19 protein-coding genes and 1 pseudogene are annotated in these 20,203 nt (G+C 60.5%); 8 read left to right on the forward strand and 12 right to left on the reverse strand.

The window, feature by feature from the left end; genetic code table 11:
• Window positions 1–48 precede the first annotated feature (48 nt).
• On the forward strand, window positions 49–969 hold the full coding sequence (gene hemF, locus ACJ8IM_RS04730; protein ID WP_033654994.1) for an oxygen-dependent coproporphyrinogen oxidase: 921 nt from the start codon (window positions 49–51) through the stop codon (window positions 967–969).
• A complete protein-coding gene (locus tag ACJ8IM_RS04735; RefSeq protein WP_033655006.1) occupies window positions 969–1,424 on the forward strand; it encodes a YaiI/YqxD family protein in 456 nt (151 codons plus the stop codon). Before hemF ends, ACJ8IM_RS04735 begins: the two co-directional genes overlap by 1 nt.
• A gap of 30 nt (window positions 1,425–1,454) precedes the next feature.
• Here ACJ8IM_RS04735 and ACJ8IM_RS04740 read toward each other — a convergent pair whose 3' ends face one another.
• The 4 genes from ACJ8IM_RS04740 to ACJ8IM_RS04755 form a co-directional block, all read right to left on the reverse strand.
• The gene (locus ACJ8IM_RS04740; protein ID WP_033654995.1) at window positions 1,455–3,695 is read right to left on the reverse strand and encodes a TonB-dependent receptor domain-containing protein; all 2,241 of its coding nucleotides are present in this window, start codon (window positions 3,693–3,695) and stop codon (window positions 1,455–1,457) included.
• A gap of 121 nt (window positions 3,696–3,816) precedes the next feature.
• Window positions 3,817–5,943 (reverse strand): S9 family peptidase, encoded by a 2,127-nt coding sequence (locus tag ACJ8IM_RS04745; protein WP_080289929.1) that lies wholly within the window; start codon window positions 5,941–5,943, stop codon window positions 3,817–3,819.
• 54 nt (window positions 5,944–5,997) lie between these two features.
• A complete protein-coding gene (locus ACJ8IM_RS04750) occupies window positions 5,998–6,801 on the reverse strand; it encodes a TonB family protein (RefSeq protein ID WP_033649853.1) in 804 nt (267 codons plus the stop codon).
• 102 nt (window positions 6,802–6,903) lie between these two features.
• Entirely contained in the window at window positions 6,904–7,743 is an 840-nt protein-coding gene (locus ACJ8IM_RS04755) for a ChaN family lipoprotein (RefSeq protein WP_101455544.1), read from the reverse strand.
• A gap of 177 nt (window positions 7,744–7,920) precedes the next feature.
• Between ACJ8IM_RS04755 and mmuP the strand changes: the two genes are divergently transcribed.
• Window positions 7,921–9,330: an S-methylmethionine permease gene (gene mmuP / locus ACJ8IM_RS04760; protein ID WP_033635472.1), complete on the forward strand. Its 1,410-nt coding sequence runs from the start codon at window positions 7,921–7,923 to the stop codon at window positions 9,328–9,330.
• Window positions 9,320–10,258: a homocysteine S-methyltransferase gene (gene mmuM, locus ACJ8IM_RS04765; protein WP_101455545.1), complete on the forward strand. Its 939-nt coding sequence runs from the start codon at window positions 9,320–9,322 to the stop codon at window positions 10,256–10,258. Before mmuP ends, mmuM begins: the two co-directional genes overlap by 11 nt.
• 10 nt (window positions 10,259–10,268) lie before the next feature.
• Here the strand turns inward: mmuM and ACJ8IM_RS04770 are convergent, their stop codons facing one another.
• The 7 genes from ACJ8IM_RS04770 to ACJ8IM_RS04800 all read right to left on the reverse strand — a co-directional run bounded on the left by ACJ8IM_RS04770 (window position 10,269) and on the right by ACJ8IM_RS04800 (window position 14,681).
• Window positions 10,269–10,625: a type II toxin-antitoxin system death-on-curing family toxin gene (locus ACJ8IM_RS04770; RefSeq protein WP_033655000.1), complete on the reverse strand. Its 357-nt coding sequence runs from the start codon at window positions 10,623–10,625 to the stop codon at window positions 10,269–10,271.
• Window positions 10,622–10,831 (reverse strand): type II toxin-antitoxin system Phd/YefM family antitoxin, encoded by a 210-nt coding sequence (locus ACJ8IM_RS04775; RefSeq protein ID WP_004936539.1) that lies wholly within the window; start codon window positions 10,829–10,831, stop codon window positions 10,622–10,624. The genes ACJ8IM_RS04770 and ACJ8IM_RS04775 overlap by 4 nt, the downstream gene beginning before the upstream one ends.
• 109 nt (window positions 10,832–10,940) lie before the next feature.
• Window positions 10,941–13,220, reverse strand: a complete 2,280-nt coding sequence (maeB, locus tag ACJ8IM_RS04780; RefSeq protein WP_033635475.1) for an NADP-dependent oxaloacetate-decarboxylating malate dehydrogenase — start codon at window positions 13,218–13,220, stop codon at window positions 10,941–10,943.
• Between the two features lie 212 nt (window positions 13,221–13,432).
• Complete coding sequence (lysC, locus tag ACJ8IM_RS04785) at window positions 13,433–13,606, reverse strand: Rz1-like lysis system protein LysC (RefSeq protein WP_033655001.1); 174 nt, start codon at window positions 13,604–13,606, stop codon at window positions 13,433–13,435.
• On the reverse strand, window positions 13,587–13,967 hold the full coding sequence (locus tag ACJ8IM_RS04790; protein WP_033635477.1) for a DUF2570 family protein: 381 nt from the start codon (window positions 13,965–13,967) through the stop codon (window positions 13,587–13,589). The genes lysC and ACJ8IM_RS04790 overlap by 20 nt, the downstream gene beginning before the upstream one ends.
• A complete protein-coding gene (locus ACJ8IM_RS04795) occupies window positions 13,964–14,365 on the reverse strand; it encodes a M15 family metallopeptidase (RefSeq protein ID WP_033635478.1) in 402 nt (133 codons plus the stop codon). Before ACJ8IM_RS04795 ends, ACJ8IM_RS04790 begins: the two co-directional genes overlap by 4 nt.
• Window positions 14,355–14,681, reverse strand: coding sequence for a phage holin, lambda family (locus ACJ8IM_RS04800; RefSeq protein ID WP_004936551.1), 327 nt, complete (start codon window positions 14,679–14,681; stop codon window positions 14,355–14,357). Before ACJ8IM_RS04800 ends, ACJ8IM_RS04795 begins: the two co-directional genes overlap by 11 nt.
• A gap of 292 nt (window positions 14,682–14,973) precedes the next feature.
• Between ACJ8IM_RS04800 and ACJ8IM_RS04805 the strand changes: the two genes are divergently transcribed.
• Window positions 14,974–16,473 carry a glycosyl hydrolase family 18 protein gene (locus ACJ8IM_RS04805; RefSeq protein ID WP_033655002.1) on the forward strand — a complete coding sequence of 500 codons (1,500 nt, stop codon included), beginning with the start codon at window positions 14,974–14,976 and terminating at the stop codon, window positions 16,471–16,473.
• Between the two features lie 85 nt (window positions 16,474–16,558).
• Here ACJ8IM_RS04805 and ACJ8IM_RS04810 read toward each other — a convergent pair whose 3' ends face one another.
• On the reverse strand, window positions 16,559–17,500 hold the full coding sequence (locus tag ACJ8IM_RS04810) for a LysR family transcriptional regulator (RefSeq protein WP_033635481.1): 942 nt from the start codon (window positions 17,498–17,500) through the stop codon (window positions 16,559–16,561).
• Between the two features lie 404 nt (window positions 17,501–17,904).
• Between ACJ8IM_RS04810 and ACJ8IM_RS04815 the strand changes: the two genes are divergently transcribed.
• The 3 genes and pseudogenes from ACJ8IM_RS04815 to ACJ8IM_RS04825 all read left to right on the forward strand — a co-directional run.
• Window positions 17,905–18,498: a lytic polysaccharide monooxygenase gene (locus tag ACJ8IM_RS04815; protein ID WP_033655003.1), complete on the forward strand. Its 594-nt coding sequence runs from the start codon at window positions 17,905–17,907 to the stop codon at window positions 18,496–18,498.
• 257 nt (window positions 18,499–18,755) lie between these two features.
• On the forward strand, window positions 18,756–19,706 hold the full coding sequence (gene tal, locus ACJ8IM_RS04820) for a transaldolase (RefSeq protein ID WP_033655004.1): 951 nt from the start codon (window positions 18,756–18,758) through the stop codon (window positions 19,704–19,706).
• A gap of 18 nt (window positions 19,707–19,724) precedes the next feature.
• Window positions 19,725–20,203 (forward strand): annotated as a pseudogene (locus ACJ8IM_RS04825) (transketolase); the annotation flags it as partial.

Raw genomic sequence — 20,203 nt, forward strand, 5'->3', positions numbered from 1 at the left:
AAGAGTATACTCAGCGCCTTGTTCAGCCAGACGCTATAAAGACCCCGCATGAGTTTACCTAACATCGCTGAAGTAAAATCCTTCCTGCTGGCGCTGCAGGATCACATCTGCGCGCAGCTCGCCCAGGCCGACGGCGGCGCCGCGTTCACCGAAGACCAATGGACGCGTGAAGAAGGCGGCGGTGGCCGCAGCCGCGTGTTGACCAACGGCGCGGTGTTCGAACAGGCGGGGGTCAACTTCTCGCACGTCTCCGGCGCCACCCTGCCGGCCTCGGCGACCGCGCACCGGCCGGAGCTGGCCGGGCGCAGCTTCCAGGCGATGGGCGTCTCGTTGGTTATCCACCCGCTCAGCCCCTACGTGCCCACCAGCCACGCCAACGTGCGCTTCTTCATCGCCGAAAAGCCGGGCGAGGCGCCGGTGTGGTGGTTCGGCGGCGGCTTTGATCTGACGCCGTTCTACGGTTTCGCAGAGGATGCCGTGCATTGGCACCGCACTGCGGCCGAGCTGTGCGCGCCGTTCGGCGACGAGGTCTACCCCAAATACAAACAGTGGTGCGACGATTACTTCTTCATCAAGCACCGCAACGAAGCGCGCGGCATCGGCGGCCTGTTCTATGACGATCTGAACACCCCGGACTTCGACCACTGCTTCGCCTTCACCCGCGCGGTGGGCCAGGGCTTCCTCGACGCCTATCTGCCGATCGTCGAAAAACGCAAGGCCTTGACCTGGGGCGAGCGCGAGCGTCAGTTTCAGCTGTATCGCCGCGGCCGCTACGTGGAGTTCAACCTGGTATGGGATCGCGGCACGCTGTTCGGGCTGCAAACCGGCGGGCGCACCGAGTCCATTCTGATGTCGATGCCGCCGTTGGTGCGTTGGGAATATAACTACCAGCCGGACACAGGCAGCCCGGAAGCGGCGCTGGCGCGCGATTTCCTGCCGGTGCGCGACTGGCTGCAGGAGCCGAAATGATGCAGATTTGGGTCGATGCAGACGCCTGTCCGAACGTGATAAAAGAGGTGCTGTTTCGCGCCGCCGATCGTACCGCCATCACCGTAACGCTGGTGGCGAACCAGCCGCTGCGCACGCCGCCGTCGAAGTACATCCGTTCGCTGCAGGTGGCGGCCGGCTTCGACGTAGCCGACAACGAGATCGTGCGCCGCTGCGAAGCGGGCGATCTGGTGATCACCGCCGATATCCCGCTGGCGGCGGAGGTGATAGAGAAAGGCGCGGTGGCGCTGAACCCGCGCGGCGAGCGCTATACGCCGGACACCATCCGCGAGCGCCTCAACATGCGCGATTTTATGGATACCCTGCGCGCCAGCGGCATCCAGACCGGCGGCCCGAACGCGCTGAGCCAGCGCGACCGCCAGCAGTTCGCCAACGAGCTGGACAAATGGCTGCTGCAAGCAAAGCGGGCGCAGTGATGAATGAACTGCGCCCTGCTCTGCTGCGCTTTAGAAGCGCAACTCCCCCCCGAAGATATAAGTCCGCCCACGGGCGGTGTTGGTCGGCGTGAAATCTTGTGACTGCGACGGCAGCGAATTCATCTTGTTCAGCGCGTCCGAGTAGTCCTTGTCCATCAGGTTTTGCACGCTGAGCTTCAGCAGCAGATTGCGATTCACCTGATAGGTGCCGTACAGATCGATAATGGTCGGAATATGCGGCGCCGGCTCCTTCATCAACTGTTCGTTTTCATCGAGAGTGGAATCAGGCGACAGGCGCACCGACTTGCCGGTGTATTTCACCACCCCGCCCAGCGTCAATGTCTCGTCCAGCAGGCGCACCCCGCTGTCCAGCGTGAAGTAGAATTCCGGCAGTTCGCTGACATCACCCGCGCCGAACACGTTGCTGGCCTGGTTGGTCGGCTGGGAGGTATGTTCCTTGCTTAACGACAGCTTGGTAAAGGCGAAACCGGCGTCGTACAGCGCTTCGAGCTCCACCCCGCGCATTTTGACCGGTTCTGGGGCGTTGCTGTACATGGTCATGCTGACGTTGACGTCCGCGTTATCCCACTCTTCCTGCGTCGCCTGCGAACGGTTGCATTTCTGGCGGTTTTTACACACCAGGTAGGTTTGGCTGGATATGTAGTTTTTGATCCTGGTTTCGAAATAGACCGCTTTCAGTTGGAAGCTGTCCTGCTTGAACAACAGATCGTGGGCATTGGCGTTGAAACCGCCCTGCCAGGTCTCCGCTTTTTCGCCTTTCAGGAACGGGTTCATCGACTGGCCGCCGCTGTTGGCGAAGAACACCTCCTGGATATTCGGCCCGCGCATCGACTTGCTGTAGCTGACGAACGGCTGCAGCCACGGCGTCACCTGCGCCGACAGCATGACCGACGGATTGAAACCCTGTTCATTGCGAGTGATATTGCTGGCGCCCTGCGGGAAGCACTCTACACGTTCGTCACAGGCCGGCTTATAGCCGGAGAGGCGATAGGCGGTGTAGTTCAGATCGAAATTCCCCTGCCAGGTGCCGTAGTTGGCCTGCAACCCACTGTACAGGCTGGAGATATCTTGTTTGCCGGCAATGCCCACCGGCATGCTTTCCGCCTGATTGTCATCCGTCACCAAACCGGAGGCCTTTTTCTTATACTCGTTGCGCACCAGCTTGCCGCCGTAGCTGAAGGCGAAATCGACATCCTGCAGGCTGAAACGGCTGGTGTTGTTGATATCCAGCGCATCGGAGATGTTTTTCGCCGTGCTGTCGCTGAATCCCGCCATGTTGTCGGACATAAATTGCTGTTTGCCGCGGCTGGTGCTGGCGGTCAGGTTGAAATCGATCAGTTCCGAGAACGGCGCGTAGTGATATTTAAGGTAAAAATCGTCGCTGTCGATGTGGCGGCGGGTGATTTTATTCTGGTAGCTGCGCGCCGACAGTTCGATGCTGTTGAAGGCATCCGGCTTGATGTCCACCTTGAACAGCTGGGATTTCGGGTTCTGACGATAGGTTTTATCGACGTTGAACACCTCGCTGTCGAAACCGGCGCCGTTTTTGTAGTTGGAGGTGATGGAGCTGCCGCTGATGGCCGCCATCGCTCCCAGGCTGCCGCCGTCGGCAAAGGCGGCGGTTTTGGCGCCCACGGCGATCATGCCGCTGCGGCCGATGCCGTTATTGCCCACCGAGAATTTGGTGCGCACGCCGAACGGGTTATCGGAAAATACTACGTCGTCCACGCCGATAGTGCGGAAGTTGGCGCTGCCCGCCAGGGCGTTCACCCCAGCGGAGCCGGTGGCATTGCCGCGCGCCACGTCGACGCCGACGATAAAGTTAGGATCGATCAGCGCCCCGAACTGGCTGGTGGGCAATCCCCCGTGCGCTGCGTCGCTCGGCGAGTTGCCGTAGTAGTTTTGCGTGATGCCGTCGACCATGGTGTTGACCCGGCCAAAGCCGCTCAGGCCGCGGATATTGACGCTGACCGATCCCTGGCCGGGATCGATCTGGGTATAGGTGCCCGGCATGCTGCGCAGAATGCTGTCCACCGACTCCAGATTCTTGTTTTCGTCGCGCGAGCTGAATGCACCTGGCCTCGCCAACGCGTCTTTTTCGCTGCTGTTGCCGCTGTCGGCGGCCGAGACGTTGAGCGGGCTGAACGCCACGCTGCCTTTATTATTTTCCGCCTGTTCCTGCGCGGCCGCAGCCGGCCCGTACAGCGCCAGTCCCGCGCCGATCAGGCTCGCTATCATTTTGATTTTCATATATCCCCAGAAATAGCCAATAAGGTTTGATGGCCGACAATGCCCAGCAAAAAGCCCGCCGAAAGCGCGGTAAAAGATTGTTATTGTTTTATTGCGCCGCAGCGTGCCGCGGCGCTGAAGGTTATTTCTGCGCCTGCCGATCCGCCGCCAGAATAAAGGCGTACTCCAGCGCGCCGTTTTCCAGCCGCGCCAGGCGGCCCGATTTGCCGCCGTGGCCGGCGGTCATGTCGGTGGAGAGCAGCAGCAGCGAATCGCCCTGCTTGAAGCGCCGCAGCTTCGCCACCCATTTGGCCGGCTCCCAATACTGCACCTGCGAGTCGTACAAGCCGCTGGTAACCAGCAGGTTCGGGTAACGCTGCTTGCGCACGTTGTCGTACGGGCTGTAGGACTTCATCAGCGCATAGGCGGCCGGCTGGTGCGGGTTGCCCCACTCCTCGTACTCCCCGGTGGTGAGTGGAATGCTGTCGTCCAGCATGGTGGTCACCACGTCGACGAATGGCACCTGCGCCACCACCGCGTTGTACAGCTGCGGCGCCTGATTGATCACCGCTCCCATCAGCAAGCCGCCGGCGCTGCCGCCCATGGCGTAGATGCGCCCCGGTTGGCCGTAGCCGTCTTTGATCAGCGCCTGGGTGGCGTCGATGAAGTCGTTGAAGCTGTTCGGTTTGTGCGTTAGCTTGCCCTGTTTGTACCAGCTCTGCCCCAGCTCCCCGCCGCCGCGCACGTGGATCAGCGCATAGACGAAGCCGCGATCCAGCAGGCTGATGCGGTTGGCGCTGAACGCCGGATCCATGCTCATGCCGTAAGCACCGTAGCCGTACACCAGCAGCGGGTTATGCCCGTTTTTGAACAGCGATGTGCGGTACACCAGCGAGACCGGCACCTTCACGCCGTCACGCGCCGTTACCCAGATGCGCTCGCTGTGATACAGGCTGGGATCGACGCCTTTCACCTCCTGCTGCTTCAGCAGGGTGCGCTCGCCCTTGTTCAGATCCCACTCATAGGTGCGGGTCGGCGTGGTCATCGCCGAATAGCCGTAGCGCAACCGATCGCTGTCCGGCTCGGGGTTATAGCCCAGCCAGGCCATGTAGCTGGCGTCGTCGAACGGGATGGCGCGCTCGGTTTTGCCGTCCCAGCTGATTTGCCGCAGCTGCACCAGCCCGTTGGCGCGCTCCTGCACCACCAGCCAGTCGCGGAACAGGCTGAAGTTCTCCACCTCGTGCTGCGCCTGCGGTGCGATCAGCGTCTGCCAGGGTTTGCCCGCCGCCGCCGTGCGGTACAGGCCGAAGTTCGGATCCTGATGGTTGGAACGCAGATAGAACTCGCCGCGGTAGTGATCGAGATAATACTCGCGGCCGTTCTGCCGGGCGGCGAACAGCTGCGGCTCGCGCTGCGGCTGATTGGCGTCGATCAGGCGCACTTCGGAGGTGGTGTTGCCGCTGATGGTCAGAATCAGGTAATCGCGCGAGGACGAGCGGCCGAGGCTGAGGTAGAACGCCGGATCGTTTTCCTGGTACACCAGCTTATCTTCCGCCGTCGGCGTACCGTACTGATGGCGATAGACCTGGTATGGCAACAGCGTTTGCGGGTGGTTGCGCACGTAGAACAGGGTTTGGTTGTCGTTGGCCCACACCATGTTGCCGGAGGTGTTTTCCAGCGTTTCCGGCGACCAGCGTTCGCTGCCTATCTCGCGCAGGGAGATGCGGTATTGGCGGCGGCCCTGCAGATCTTCGGCCACCGCCAGCCGGCGGTTGTCCTGGCTGACGTCCATCGCCCCCAGGCGATAGTAGGCGTGGCCGGCCGCGCGCTGATTGGCGTCCAGCAAGGTTTGCCACGGCGCGTCGGCGGTCAGCGCCTGGCGCTGATACCGCGCGAAATCTTTACCGGCGGCGTAGCTTTCCTGATAGCGATAGCCGTTGAGCTGATACGGCACCGAACGATCGTCAGGGTTCATGCGGCCCAGCATCTCCTGATACAGCGTGGCGCGCAGCTTCTGGTACGGCGCCATCATCTGCTCGGTGTAGCGGTTCTCCGCCTTCAGATAGTCCAGCACCTTCTGCTCTTTTCGGCTGTCGTCGCGCAGCCAGTAGTAATCGTCGGTGCGCGTCTCGCCGTGGGCGGTCAGCGCTTTCGGCGCGCGTTCCGCCAACGGCGGCTGCGGTTGCGCCAGCGCGGCGCCGGCGACGCCTAAAGAAAGCCAGAGCGCGGCCGCGATGCGACGGCGCGGGGTGGATAACAGCGGATTCATAATCCCTCACGAAGTTTGAAAAGGCGCACGACGGCGATACGGCGCCTGCGGGCATTAACGGCGGGCATTCAGCTCCGCCAGATTGAAATCGATCGGCATCGTCACCCTGACGGCCCCCTGCTGCAGCATCTCCGGCGGCGGAGGCGGCAACGGCTGAGCGCGCGACACCACCGCTACCGCTTCCCGATCCAGCGACGCAGTGCCGGAGCGCACCAGCAGCGTAACGTTCGAGACCCGCCCCTGCGCGTCGACGCTGAAACTGACCTGCGGCATGCCGCTGCGCCGGCGGCTGCGGGCATCCAAAGGGTAATCCTTGATGCGGTTCAGTTTGCCTTTCACCAGGCTCTCCCACGACAGTTTGGCCTGCGCGTTGCTGTTGGCGTCGCTGTTGATCGGTGCGGCGGTCTGGTGAGAGAGCGTCTGCGCCTGCGGCGCGGCGGCGCTGGACGCGGCGGCGTTGCGCGTCTCTTTGGCCTGTTCCTGCGGCTTAGGCTGCGGCTGCGTTTTTTGCGGGGGGCGGCGTTCGGCGCGCTTCTTCTGCGCCGTCACGATTTTCGCTTTCTCGGCGCGCGCCAGCTTGGGCAGATCCGGCTGTTGCTGCTGCTCCGCCGGCTGCGCCGCAGCGGATTCCGCCTGCTGCACGCCCAGCGGCAGCGGCTTGCTTTCCGGCGCTTCAATCTGCGCCGCCCAGCTCATCATCACCGCCGGCGGTGGCAACACCACCGGCTCCAGCGCCGTCTGCGGCCAGTAAAACAACAGCACCAACGCCGCGTGCGCCGCCAGAGCGAGCAGCAGGCCGCGCGCCCAGCGCGGCTGCGGCAGTTCAAAGGCCGGGAGGGAGTAAGACTGACTTAACATAGGGGCATTAGCTTGCTTAATTGCGAATGATTGCAGATCACATTTACTAATGATAATCATTTGCAACTATAATTAATACCCCTTTTCACTCTCTTAACGTATTCATTTCACTGATGGTGTGATCCACAGGTAGTCTGCGGTGTTCGCATCGACCTGTACGCCCGGCTCCGCCAGCATCAGCACCGTCAGCGCCGCCGCCGGTTGCAGATCCCGCACGTGCAGCGGCACCCCCACCGATTTGGCGGCGTGATAGCCACCGGCGATCAACAGCGCGGGCGTGGGCGCCGCCAGCAGGCGCTCAGCCATGCGCCGGTCGCGCTGCTGCTGGATCGCCAGCATCGCACGCAACTGGTCGGCCTCAATCTTGCCGCCGTGCGAAGTGCGGATGGTCTCTTCCAGCGCCTTGCGCACCGCCGGCTGCGCCGATAGCTGCCCCGCCGGGAATTGCGGCTGCTGATAGAACGCAGTAATCTCGCTGCGATCCAGGTTGGCCGACCACAGCGGGTAAGGCGCGCGCATCGCCGCCATCGTCACCCCGCCATACAGCGCCCACTTCCAGCCCGGCTGCCAGGCGATCAGCTCCGCTACGCGGCCGTCGCGCACCGTCGGATCGCTCTGCAACCACTGCTTGACCTTGTCGATCTGCGCCTGTTGGTTCGGATTGATCATCTCCATCAGCACGCTGCCCTGCGGCCGCCGCTGCGGCAGTTGCTGCACCAGCCATTGCTTAATCTGATGGTGGTAAGGATTGTCATGTTTCTCACCCAGGATCACCCGCGGCTGCTGCGCCAGTCGCGTCAACAGCTGCTCCGGCGTCAGGGTCGCGCCGCTGTGCAGATCGGTGATGCTCCCCAAACTCGCGACGTCGTTGGCCGGCGCCTTCACCGGCGCCTGGCTGCAGGCGCCGAGCGCCAACGCCGCCAATAAAATCAGGTATCTCATCATGTTGCCCCATTATCGAAAATGGCGACATTATAGATAATAATTATCATTTGCATATAGATCCGGCTTAACGATTTTTTTACGCGGCGATCGCCGGCTGTGCATTGCGTTGAAAAAGCATTGCGGGTATAACCAATAGCCATTCAGATATTTAGACGTCTATACGGATAGATTATTATGCAACCATCGGCACCCGCCGCAGGACAGTTCAAACGCAGCATGAAGGCCCGGCACCTGGTGATGCTGTCGCTGGGCGGCGTGATCGGCACCGGGCTGTTTTTCAACACCGGCTACATCATCTCCACCACCGGGGCGCTCGGCACGCTGCTGGCCTACCTGATCGGCGCGCTGGTGGTGTATCTGGTGATGCTGTGCCTGGGCGAGCTGTCGGTGGCGATGCCGGAAACCGGCGCTTTTCACGTCTATGCTTCGCGCTATCTGGGGCCGGCCACCGGCTATACCGTCGCCTGGCTGTATTGGCTCACCTGGACGGTGGCGCTCGGCTCCAGCCTGACCGCCGCCGGATTCTGCATGCAGTACTGGTTCCCGCAGTCGCCGGTGTGGCTGTGGTGTTTGATCTTCTGCGTGGCCATTTTCCTGCTTAACGTGGTGACCACCCGCTTTTTCGCCGAAAGCGAATTCTGGTTTTCGCTGATCAAAGTGGTGACCATTCTGGCGTTTATCATTCTGGGCGGCGCCGCCATGTTCGGCCTGCTGCCGATGAAAGACGGTACCCCGGCGCCGTTCCTGCATAACCTGACCGCTTCCGGCTGGCTGCCGCACGGCACGCTGCCGATCCTGATGACCATGGTGGCGGTGAACTTCGCCTTCTCCGGCACGGAACTGATCGGCATCGCCGCCGGCGAAACCGAGAACCCGGAAAAAGTCGTGCCGCTGGCGATCCGCACTACGGTGATCCGCCTGATGCTGTTCTTTATCGGCACGGTCTTCGTGCTGGCGGCGTTGATCCCGATGGATCAGGCGGGGATCGTCAAAAGCCCGTTCGTGCTGGTGTTTGAACGCATCGGCGTGCCTTACGCCGCCGATATCTTCAACTTCGTGATCCTGACCGCCATCCTGTCGGCGGCCAACTCTGGCCTGTACGCCTCGGGGCGCATGCTGTGGTCGCTGGCCCACCAGCGCACCCTGCCGGCCTACTTTGCGCGCGTCAATGCGCGCGGCATTCCGATCAACGCCCTGACCTTCAGCATGCTCGGCGGCGTGCTGGCGCTGCTGACCAGCGTGATCGCGCCGGACACGGTGTTTGTCGCCCTGTCGGCGATCTCCGGTTTTGCGGTGGTGGCGGTGTGGCTGAGCATCTGCGCGGCTCACTATGCTTTCCGCCGCGCCTACCTGCGCAGCGGCCAGCCGATAAGCGGCCTGAAATACCGCGCGCCCGGCTACCCATTGACGCCGATCCTCGGCTTTGCGCTGTGCCTGCTGGCCTGCATCGGGCTGGCGTTCGATCCGGAGCAGCGCATTGCGCTCTACTGTGGGCTGCCGTTCGTCGCCCTGTGCTACCTCACCTATTTCCTGACCCGGCGCGCCGGGCAAAAAACCGCTTTGGGAGAACAACATGTCGGTTAACAACCCCGTCGCCCGCCTGCTGGCCGAACATCCCACGCTGATCCTGGACGGCGCGCTGGCCACCGAGCTGGAAGCGCGCGGCTGCGATCTGACCGATCCGCTGTGGTCGGCCAAGGTGCTGATTGAAAATCCCGAGCTTATCTATCAGGTGCATCTCGATTATTTCAACGCCGGCGCACAATGCGCCATCACCGCCAGCTATCAGGCCACGCCGCAGGGCTTCTTGCGCCGCGGCCTGGATCAGGAGCAATCGCTGGCGTTGATCGCCAAAAGCGTGCAACTGGCGCAGCGGGCGCGCCGCGATTATCTGGCCGAACACCCGCAGGCGGCGCCGCTGCTGATCGCCGGTTCGGTAGGCCCGTACGGCGCCTATCTGGCCGACGGCTCGGAATACCGCGGCGATTACCGGCTGGCGCAGGATGACATGATGGCCTTCCACCGCCCGCGCATCGCCGCCCTGGCCGCCGCCGGCGTCGATCTGCTGGCCTGCGAAACGCTGCCGTCGTTCGCCGAACTGCAGGCGCTGCTGACGCTACTGCAGGAATTCCCGACGCTCGGCGCCTGGTTCGCCTTGACCCTGCGCGACAGTCAACATCTCAGCGACGGTACGCCGCTGACGGAGGTCCTGCCCGCGCTGCGCGGCAACCCGCAGGTGTTGGCCATCGGCATCAACTGCATCGCGCTGGACAAGGTCGCCCCGGCGCTGCGTCAGCTGAACGCGCTGGCCGACAAGCCGCTGCTGGTTTACCCGAACTCCGGCGAGCACTACGATGCGGTAAGCAAAACCTGGCACGCCTGCGACGGCGAGCACGGCAGCCTGGCCGATCAGGCGACGGAGTGGCGCACGCTCGGCGCACAATTGATCGGCGGCTGTTGCCGCACTACGCCGCAGGATATCCGCGCCATCGCTGCGCGCTGCAAGAAATGAGAAAGGGGGGTTATTCGGTTAGCAGGCGTAAGTATTCAGCGGCTTGTTCAACGTTGAGGCGGCCTTGAGCTGCTTCAACCGTAATTTCGACCAGTTCTGCGTCTTCCCGCAGTGCAACGCCATTAATACCGAGAAATAGCGCCATGCTTTGGAAGGCCGTGCGTTTGTTGCCATCAAGAAAAATGTGACCGTGACTGATGGCGATGAGATAGAGCGCGGCCAAACGGTAAACGTCAGTGACGTTCTCGTAGTGGTAAGCATTGAGCACGCGGTTGGCTACAGCCTCAACTTTGCTGCCATCCTGGCGGCCGTGAGGCACAATTTCAGCATTGAATTCCGCAATATCCTCTGCGGTCAAAAAGATCATCTATTCGCCAGCGCCTTAATCGTATCCGCGTGTTTAGCCTGAATACGCGCTTTCACCTTGGCTTTGACCAAAACCTCATAGTCGGCCTTACTGATGATGTAAACCTCATCGTGTCCGCGGCGCGTCACTTCCACCGGCTGTTTTTGCGCTTCCAAAAGCACCTCGGCCAAATTGTTTCTCGCCGCCGTGTAGCTAATCGTAGTCATTTTCTTTACCTGTACATGTACATGTTTGACGATTATTTGTACCACGTTCGCTGAAAATAAAAAAGCCCCCGACGCCAGCGGCGCAGGGGGCCAGTCACTCAACCCGGGCTTACAGCGGCTGGGTTTGGGCTTCCACCACCGCCAGCGCCACCATGTTGACGATGCGGCGCACCGAGGCGATCGGCGTCAGGATGTGTACCGGCTTGGCGACCCCCATCAGCACCGGCCCGACGGTCACCCCTTCCGAGCAGGAGACGCGCAGCAGGTTGTAGCTGATGCGCGCCGCTTCCATGTTCGGCATGATCAGCAGGTTGGCCGAGCCTTTCAGCGGGCTGTCCGGCATCAGATCGTGACGGATGCTTTCCACCAGCGCGGCGTCACCGTGCATTTCGCCGTCGATCTCCAGCTCCGGCGCCAGCTCGTTCACCAGCTCCAGCGTTTTGCGCATCTTGCGCGCCGCCGGGCAGTCGGAAGAGCCGAAGCTGGAGTGAGACAGCAGCGCCACCTTCGGCTCGATACCGAAGCGGCGCACGGTTTCCGCCGCCATCAGGGTGATCTCCGCCAGCTGTTCCGGGGTCGGATCGTCGTTGACGTAGGTGTCGGCGATAAAGGTGTTGCCGCTCGGCAGCAGCAGCGCGTTCATCGCGCCGGCGACGTGCGCGCCTTCACGGAAGCCGAACACGTTCTTCACCACGTCGTAATGCTCGTGGTAGCTGCCGATGGTGCCGCAGATCATCGCGTCCGCTTCGCCGCGGTGCAGCATGATGGCGGCGATCAGCGTCGGGTTACCGATCACCGCGCGGCGCGCCTGCTCTTGCGAGACGCCGCGGCGTTTCATGATCTGGTAGTACTCGCCCCAGTATTCGTTAAAGCGCGGATCCGACTCGTTGTTTACCACTTCGAAATCCTTGCCCGGCGTCAGCTGCAGACCCAGCTTTTTCAGACGCATCTCGATCACGCTCGGGCGGCCGACCAGGATCGGGAAGGCCAGCCCCTGTGACACCAGTTCCTGCGTGGCGTGCAGCACGCGCTCTTCCTCGCCTTCCGCCAGCACCACCCGCTTCACCTCTTTGCGCGCCTGCGAGAAGATCGGCTTCATGAACAGGTTGGTTTTGTAGACGAACTCCGCCAGCTTCTCGACGTAAGCGTCGAAGTCTTCGATCGGGCGCGTCGCCACGCCGGAGTCCATCGCCGCCTTGGCTACCGCCGGCGCGATCTTGACGATCAGGCGCGGATCGAACGGTTTCGGGATGATGTATTCCGGCCCGAAGGAGAGATCCTGATCGTCATAGGCGGAAGCCACCACGTCGCTCTGCTCCGCCAGCGCCAGATCGGCGATGGCGTGCACGCAGGCCAGCTTCATCTCTTCGTTGATGGTGGTCGCGCCCACGTCCAGCGCGCCGCGGAAGATGAACGGGAAGCACAGGACGTTGTTCACCTGGTTCGGGTAATCGGAACGGCCGGTACAGATGATGGCGTCCGGGCGCACCGCTTTGGCCAGCGGCGGCAGAATTTCCGGTTCCGGGTTGGCCAGCGCCATGATCAGCGGATCGCGCGCCATGGTTTTCACCATATCCTGCGTCAAGACACCCGGGCCGGAGCAGCCGAGGAAGATGTCGGCGTTCGGGATGGCATCGCCCAGCGTGCGCTGGCCGTTGTCCTCGATGGCGTAGGCGGCTTTGGTCTGCTCCATATTGGCGTCGCGGCCTTTATAGATGACGCCCTTGGAGTCGCAAACGGTGATGTTCTGTTGCCGCAGCCCCAGCGCCACCAGCAGGTTCAGGCAGGCGATGGAGGCCGCGCCGGCGCCGGACACCACCAGGCGTACGTCGGAGATATTCTTCTTCACCACGCGCAGGCCGTTGAGCACCGCCGCAGTGGTAATGATCGCCGTGCCGTGCTGGTCGTCGTGGAACACCGGGATCTTCATGCGCTCGCGCAGTTTCTGTTCGATGTAGAAACACTCCGGCGCCTTGATGTCTTCCAGGTTGATGCCGCCGAAGGTCGGTTCCAGCGCGGCGATAATGTCGATTAACTTGTCAGGGTTATGCTCATCCACTTCGATATCAAACACATCAATACCGGAAAACTTCTTGAACAAAACGCCCTTGCCTTCCATCACCGGCTTACCGGCCAACGCGCCGATATTGCCCAGACCCAGTACCGCCGTGCCGTTGGAAATCACCGCCACCAGATTGCCGCGCGCGGTGTATTTGTAGGCTGCCAACGGATCTTCGGCGATCTCGAGGCAAGGCGCGGCGACGCCCGGCGAATAGGCCAACGCCAGATCGCGCTGGGTCGCCAACGGTTTGGTGGGGGAAACCTGGATCTTCCCTGGGACAGGAAACTGATGGAAATCAAGGGCACTCTGTTTGAGCTGTTCGTCCATTATGGATTCCTTTGTTTTTTGCTTTTATGTTGAGGTAAGGCTTTGAGGCTGCGCCCTGCCGTGGGCCGTGGCGCCCAAGTACAATGACAGGGCGCAGCCTTGAAGTATAGTGAGAGAAACATCACAAACTTTGAAGCGCGCCATAACCTTGGCCGAAAGACCGTTTTAAAAGTAAAAAAAGGATCGCGAGACGAGTCGAAGAAGCGCCGCCGTCAGCGTGGCGGCAGCCTGGCGCGCCAGGCGTTGAGCGTCTCCACCTGGCCGGCGCAAATGTGTAACGAGGTTTGTAACGCCAGGGTATAGCTTACCGCATCGCCCCAGGTCTCCCCTTGCAGCTGCGGTTGCTCACAGGGCGCGAACACCGATTCAGGGGGCAACAGCGGCACGGCCTGCGGCGCCGGCGGCCGGGCGCAGGAGCTCAAGCACAGCGCCAGGCAGAGGCTGAGCGGCGCAGGGATCGTTTTTAATCGCTTCACGGTATTTCCTCTGATAAGCCTCGTGTTGTTGGCGCAGCTGCCGTTCCTGCCGCTGCTGCGCCGCCATCAGCGCGCGGTTTTGCGCATCCTGGGTCTGCAGGGTGGCGATCAGCCCGGCCTGCTGCGCCAGGCTTTTCTGTAGCTCCGCCGCCTGTTGGCGCGCGGACGCCAACTGGTGCGACAGCAGCGAGCTGTAGCCGCCGAGGCAGATGGCCGCCAGCAACAGCAGCAGCAACCCGCCCTGCATCAGTTTTTGCAACCAGCCGCTCATGCCGGATAGTCCCGGAACGCCAGCTGGAAGTGCGGGCCATCCTTGAGGGTTTTCCACTCGCCGCCCCATTCGACGTTGACCCCGCATTCACGCGCCGCGCGCCGCACCGCCACCGCAATCTGCGCGTAGTAATCCCACTCCCAGGAGACCACACCCGCCGGCATCGCCACCACGTCCACCGCGTGGCCGGTCAGATGGCGGCTGCGCAGCGTTTGGCTGCTGCCGGCGCGCACCATTTCCCGTTGGCGCGCCATGCTGCGCAGCCCCTCGCTGACGGAAAACGGCACCAGCGAATAACGCAGCGCCAGACGAATAACGCGCACCAGATCCGGGTGCACGCCGCGCAGGTTCTCTTCGCTGCGGGCGGTAAAACGAATCTCTTCGATGTCATTTAACATTTTTAAACCCCGTCTTTTTGCCGATGAACTTTTTAATTAAGGCGTTGATGTAATCTGCCCCCATAAAGCCAATCAGTACGCTGGCCAAATTCGCCCACTTTAATTCCAGGCCCATCAGCGCCAGCGCATCGCGCACCGTCCAGGCCAATAACGCGCACATCGCCGCATTCAATAAACGGCGCCGAATGCCCACGTTGCGGTAAGCGCCGTGCAATAGCGCCATGACGCCGGCCAAAATGGCGTTTAATACCGGCTGAAGATATTCACATACTCGCTGGACTATTAAGCCAACAGCGTCAGGCTCTATGCTGGACATAGCTCATCTCCTTTTTTATTTTTAATTAAATGCCAATCACGGCCGGTGGGACATCGGATAATCAGAATCTAGTTAAGGATGCTATTACAAAGCAAATGAATAAATACAGGCCCTATGGTCGAATTCATTCATGCTGAGCGCTGGCACAACGCATAAGCGCCAATGTTGACGGCAATGAATAAAATTTCATTGTTATCGTGATTTATTTCGACTTTCGTTTTCACGAAAAATAAACATTAATGGCTGCGGGAAATATGTCCCATTTTAAAAACATCCACTCTGGAGAAATACCATGTCCACACGCAAAGCCGTTATTGGGTATTATTTTATTCCGACCAACCAAATCAATAATTACACCGAGTCCGATACGTCCGTCGTGCCGTTCCCGGTTTCCAACATCACGCCGGCCAAAGCCAAACAGCTGACGCACATCAACTTCTCGTTCCTGGATATCAACAGCAACCTGGAATGCGCCTGGGATCCGGCCACCAACGATGCCAAGGCGCGCGATGTGGTCAACCGCCTGACCGCGCTCAAGGCGCACAATCCCAGCCTGCGCATCATGTTCTCCATCGGCGGTTGGTACTACTCCAACGATCTGGGCGTGTCGCACGCCAACTACGTCAACGCGGTGAAAACCCCGGCCTCGCGCACCAAGTTTGCCCAATCCTGCGTGCGCATCATGAAGGATTACGGCTTCGACGGCGTGGATATCGACTGGGAGTACCCGCAAGCATCAGAAGTGGACGGTTTCATCGCCGCGCTGCAAGAGATCCGCACCCTGCTGAATCAGCAAACCGTCGCCGACGGCCGCCAGGCGCTGCCGTATCAGTTGACTATCGCCGGCGCCGGCGGCGCCTTCTTCCTGTCGCGCTATTACAGCAAGCTGGCGCAGATCGTCGCGCCGCTCGATTACATCAACCTGATGACCTACGATCTGGCCGGCCCCTGGGAGAAGATCACCAACCACCAGGCGGCGCTGTTCGGCGACGCGGCCGGGCCGACCTTCTACAACGCGCTGCGCGAAGCCAATCTGGGCTGGAGCTGGGAAGAGCTGACCCGCGCCTTCCCCAGCCCGTTCAGCCTGACGGTCGACGCCGCGGTGCAGCAACACCTGATGATGGAAGGCGTGCCAAGCGCCAAGATCGTGATGGGCGTCCCCTTCTACGGCCGCGCCTTCAAGGGCGTCAGCGGCAGCAACGGCGGCCAGTACAGCAGCCACAGCACGCCGGGCGAAGATCCGTATCCGGGCACCGATTACTGGCTGGTGGGCTGCGAAGAGTGCGTGCGCGACAAGGATCCGCGCATCGCCTCCTATCGCCAGCTGGAGCAGATGCTGCAGGGCAACTACGGCTATCAGCGGTTGTGGAACGACAAGACCAAAACCCCTTACCTGTATCATGCGCAGAACGGGCTGTTCGTCACCTATGACGATGCCGAAAGCTTCAAATACAAAGCGAAGTACATCAAGCAGCAGCAGCTGGGCGGCGTGATGTTCTGGCATCTGGGGCAAGACAACCGCAACGGCGATCTGCTGGCCGCGCTGGATCGCTATTTCAACGCCGCGGACTACGACGACAGCCAGCTGGATATGGGCACCGGCCTGCGTTACACCGGCGTCGGCCCCGGCAACCTGCCGATCATGACCGCGCCGGCCTACGTGCCGGGCACCACTTACGCGCAGGGCGCGCTGGTGTCCTATCAGGGTTACGTCTGGCAGACCAAATGGGGTTACATCACCTCGGCGCCCGGTTCCGACAGCGCCTGGCTGAAGGTGGGCCGCGTAGCGTAAACCATAAAAAAACCCCGTAGCCGAGCGCTGCGGGGTTTTCATTGAGTTAACCGTTTGATTTTCGCGTCCCTTCGTCTCTATTCCTTCAGTTGTGGCACCAAGGATAGCCGCCATCCCGCACCACTTCGCGGCCCATCAGGCTGTAAACATCGCTTTTGCGCGTCAGCCGCTCATGCCACCAGTTAAACCCGGCGCCCTTGCTGGCCGGATGCCACGCCAGCCAAATCATTTCGTCGCCCTTTTGCATCTCCACCGGCACCGTCACCAGTTCGCCGCTGGCCAGTTCCTTTTCGATCAGCGACGGCGGCAGAAAAGCGTGGCCGATGCCGCGTTTGAGCAGCGCCAGGTTGCTTTCCACGTCGCACACCACCAGTTGGCGCTGCAAAGGCAACGTGCCGTGATTGCGTTTGGGCAGTTCATGGCTGCTGTCGGCGATCGCAACCACGATGTCGTTCAAGCGCTGCTTCTTGCACACCGGCTTTTTCTGCGCCGCGAACGGATGCGAGGGCGACACGCACAGCACAAAGTTGAGCTTGCCAAGCATCAGGGTTTTGGCCTGTACGCTGTCGGGGATTTGGCCGATGGCGATGATCAGATCCGCCCGGTTGTTCTTCAGCGCATCCCAGGTGCCGTTCAGCGCTTCTCGCTGCACCGAGATATTGGCGTTCGGGCAATGCTGAATATAGTCGCGGATATCCTGCGTCAGGGTCTCCAACGGGAAGAAGGTGTCCACCGCCAGGCGGATATTATTGTCCAGCTTGGGGATGTTTCTTACCCGGCTTTCCAGATCCTGCACCGCATTTAATATCCAGCTGCCCTCCTGCAGGAGAAATTCCCCTTCATCCGTCAGGGTAATCATGGGGCCATTGCGATGAAAAAGTTTCACGCAGAGTTTGCTTTCAATATTGGAAACCCGATAAGAGATTGCCGAAGGCGTTTTATGCAGCGCCTCCGCCGCCATAGAGAAAGAGCCGGTGCTCTTAATGGTGCTGATTATTTTAATCGCGTCCAGGGATAATCTAGTCATACAAATTCCTCTTTAAAATAAAACAAGAAAAATGACACTAAATTCCCAAGGTGGTGGCGCACAAAAATCGATCAAATCGAACAAGGATACTCAAGGCAACAAGCAATATACTTCATAAATGAGAGCGCTATCTTAAATACTATTCATCACGACCTGATATAAAATTCATCATAGCGCTCTATTTTTGCATTGTGACAGTTAAATAAATTCAGCCTAACGATCAAAGATCGTCATCATAATAATTTTCGTTAATAGCCGTTAAAACATTCCGCTCTGCCGCACGACCAGAATGATAAAAATAAAACAAGCCGACAAGAAGGGTTATTTCCAATTACGTTATTAGCCTCTCATTTTGTCGGTGAAATACGCTCAACTTACAACATAATTTCAGTCAGGAGTGACTTATGAACAAAACTTCCCGTACCCTATTCTCTCTGGGCCTGCTGAGCGCAGCCATGTTCGGCGTTTCGCAACAGGCGAATGCTCACGGTTATGTCGAATCGCCGGCCAGCCGCGCCTATCAGTGCAAACTGCAGCTCAACACCCAGTGCGGCAGCGTGCAGTATGAACCGCAGAGCGTCGAAGGCCTGAAAGGTTTCCCGCAGGCCGGCCCGGCTGACGGCCACATCGCCAGCGCCGACAAGTCCACCTTCTTCGAACTGGATCAGCAAACGCCGACGCGCTGGAACAAGCTCAACCTGAAAACCGGCCCGAACTCCTTTACCTGGAAGCTGACCGCGCGTCACAGCACCACCAGCTGGCGCTATTTCATCACCAAGCCGAACTGGGACGCTTCGCAGCCGCTGACCCGCGCCTCCTTTGATCTGACGCCGTTCTGCCAGTTCAACGACGGCGGCGCCATCCCTGCCGCACAGGTTACCCACCAGTGCAATATACCGGCAGATCGCAGCGGTTCGCACGTGATCCTTGCCGTGTGGGATGTAGCCGACACCGCCAACGCCTTCTATCAGGCGATCGACGTCAACCTGAGCAAATAATCGGCCAAATGAGGCCATCTTTGAGGGTTCAGCCTGGCGCTGAACCCTTCTTTTTTTGGCTCTCGCGCCACCGCTCCCCTCGCCTCCCCCGCCGTAAACCGCGCCCCGCCTGGGTTTACTCGGCATTCATTGTTATTATCCATCGCAACAATCAGAAAAAGCGCATTTTCATTCCCGACCCGATGATGCAGTGTGTTCCCCCTATGATGAAAAAGGTTCTCATTTCCCTACGTTGAGCTTGGTCAAGGAGCTTATCAATGAATCAATTAGACGCACTCAAGCAGCTGACCACGGTGGTCGCCGACAGCGGCGATATCGAATCCATCCGCCAGTTCGAACCCCAGGACGCTACCACCAACCCTTCGCTGATCCTGAAAGCCGCCGCGCTGCCGCAGTACAAGGCGCTGATCGTCGAAGCGCTGGACTATGCCCGCCGCCAGGGCGGCAGCAAGGAAACCCAGCTGATCAACGCCAGCGATAAGCTGGCGGTCAATATCGGCGTCGAGATCCTCAAAAGCGTGCCGGGCCGCATCTCCACCGAAGTGGACGCCCGCCTGTCGTTCGATCGCGGCATGTGCGTCGCCAAAGCGCGCAAGCTGATCGCCATGTATCAAGAACAGGGCATCGACAAATCGCGCATCCTGATCAAACTGGCTTCCACTTGGGAAGGCATCAAAGCCGCCGAGGAGCTGGAAAAAGAAGGCATCAACACCAACCTGACGCTGCTGTTCTCCTTCGCCCAGGCCCGCGCCTGCGCCGAAGCCGGCGTGTATCTGATCTCGCCGTTCGTCGGCCGCATCTATGACTGGTATCAGGCCAAACAGCCTGCCGCCGACTACGATGCCGAGCAGGATCCGGGCGTGAAATCGGTGCGCACCATCTATGAATACTACAAGCGTCATCGTTACCAGACGGTGATCATGGGCGCCAGCTTCCGCAAGGTTGAGCAGATCCTGGCGCTGGCCGGCTGCGATCGCCTGACCATCGCGCCGAACCTTTTGGAACAGCTGAAAAACAGCGACCGGCCGGTCGAGCGCAAGCTGACCCCGTCCACCGAGGGCTTCCACCAACCGGCCCCGCTGGCCGAAGCGGAGTTCCGCTGGCTGCACAACCAGGACGCCATGGCGGTGGAAAAACTCGCCGAAGGCATTCGCCTGTTCGCCGTCGACCAGCAGAAGCTGGAAGACATGTTGGCCGCTCAACTGTAACCGCACTGGAGTTTCGTTATGTCTTCTCGTAAAGAGCTTGCCAACGCCATCCGCGCACTCAGCATGGACGCCGTACAAAAAGCCAATTCCGGCCACCCGGGTGCCCCTATGGGCATGGCGGACATCGCCGAAGTCCTGTGGCGTGACTACCTCAACCACAACCCGACTAACCCGCACTGGGCTGACCGCGACCGTTTCGTGCTCTCCAACGGCCACGGCTCCATGTTGATTTACAGTCTCCTGCACCTCACCGGCTACGACCTGCCGATGCGCGAGCTGGAAAACTTCCGTCAGCTGCACTCCAAAACCCCAGGGCACCCGGAGTACGGCTACACCCCGGGCGTTGAGACCACCACCGGCCCGCTGGGCCAGGGCATCGCCAACGCCGTCGGCTTCGCCATCGCCGAACGCACCCTGGCGGCGCAGTTCAACCGCCCGGGCCACGACATCGTTGACCACCACACCTACGCCTTCATGGGCGATGGCTGCATGATGGA

This window comes from Serratia sp. CY33525 (assembly GCF_052169115.1).
GTDB lineage: Bacteria > Pseudomonadota > Gammaproteobacteria > Enterobacterales > Enterobacteriaceae > Serratia > Serratia sarumanii.

Bases quoted from the DNA above. Each gene is read 5' to 3' on its own strand.
- maeB (WP_033635475.1), bottom strand. From the start codon at position 13,220: ATGGACGAACAGCTCAAACAGAGTGCCCTTGATTTCCATCAGTTTCCT.
- ACJ8IM_RS04745 (WP_080289929.1), bottom strand. From the start codon at position 5,943: ATGAATCCGCTGTTATCCACCCCGCGCCGTCGCATCGCGGCCGCGCTC.
- ACJ8IM_RS04750 (WP_033649853.1), bottom strand. From the start codon at position 6,801: ATGTTAAGTCAGTCTTACTCCCTCCCGGCCTTTGAACTGCCGCAGCCG.
- ACJ8IM_RS04800 (WP_004936551.1), bottom strand. From the start codon at position 14,681: ATGTCCAGCATAGAGCCTGACGCTGTTGGCTTAATAGTCCAGCGAGTA.
- mmuM (WP_101455545.1), top strand. From the start codon at position 9,320: ATGTCGGTTAACAACCCCGTCGCCCGCCTGCTGGCCGAACATCCCACG.
- ACJ8IM_RS04790 (WP_033635477.1), bottom strand. From the start codon at position 13,967: ATGAGCGGCTGGTTGCAAAAACTGATGCAGGGCGGGTTGCTGCTGCTG.
- ACJ8IM_RS04805 (WP_033655002.1), top strand. From the start codon at position 14,974: ATGTCCACACGCAAAGCCGTTATTGGGTATTATTTTATTCCGACCAAC.
- ACJ8IM_RS04740 (WP_033654995.1), bottom strand. From the start codon at position 3,695: ATGAAAATCAAAATGATAGCGAGCCTGATCGGCGCGGGACTGGCGCTG.
- ACJ8IM_RS04815 (WP_033655003.1), top strand. From the start codon at position 17,905: ATGAACAAAACTTCCCGTACCCTATTCTCTCTGGGCCTGCTGAGCGCA.
- tal (WP_033655004.1), top strand. From the start codon at position 18,756: ATGAATCAATTAGACGCACTCAAGCAGCTGACCACGGTGGTCGCCGAC.
- ACJ8IM_RS04755 (WP_101455544.1), bottom strand. From the start codon at position 7,743: ATGAGATACCTGATTTTATTGGCGGCGTTGGCGCTCGGCGCCTGCAGC.
- ACJ8IM_RS04775 (WP_004936539.1), bottom strand. From the start codon at position 10,831: ATGACTACGATTAGCTACACGGCGGCGAGAAACAATTTGGCCGAGGTG.
- hemF (WP_033654994.1), top strand. From the start codon at position 49: ATGAGTTTACCTAACATCGCTGAAGTAAAATCCTTCCTGCTGGCGCTG.
- ACJ8IM_RS04795 (WP_033635478.1), bottom strand. From the start codon at position 14,365: ATGTTAAATGACATCGAAGAGATTCGTTTTACCGCCCGCAGCGAAGAG.
- ACJ8IM_RS04810 (WP_033635481.1), bottom strand. From the start codon at position 17,500: ATGACTAGATTATCCCTGGACGCGATTAAAATAATCAGCACCATTAAG.
- mmuP (WP_033635472.1), top strand. From the start codon at position 7,921: ATGCAACCATCGGCACCCGCCGCAGGACAGTTCAAACGCAGCATGAAG.
- ACJ8IM_RS04770 (WP_033655000.1), bottom strand. From the start codon at position 10,625: ATGATCTTTTTGACCGCAGAGGATATTGCGGAATTCAATGCTGAAATT.
- ACJ8IM_RS04735 (WP_033655006.1), top strand. From the start codon at position 969: ATGCAGATTTGGGTCGATGCAGACGCCTGTCCGAACGTGATAAAAGAG.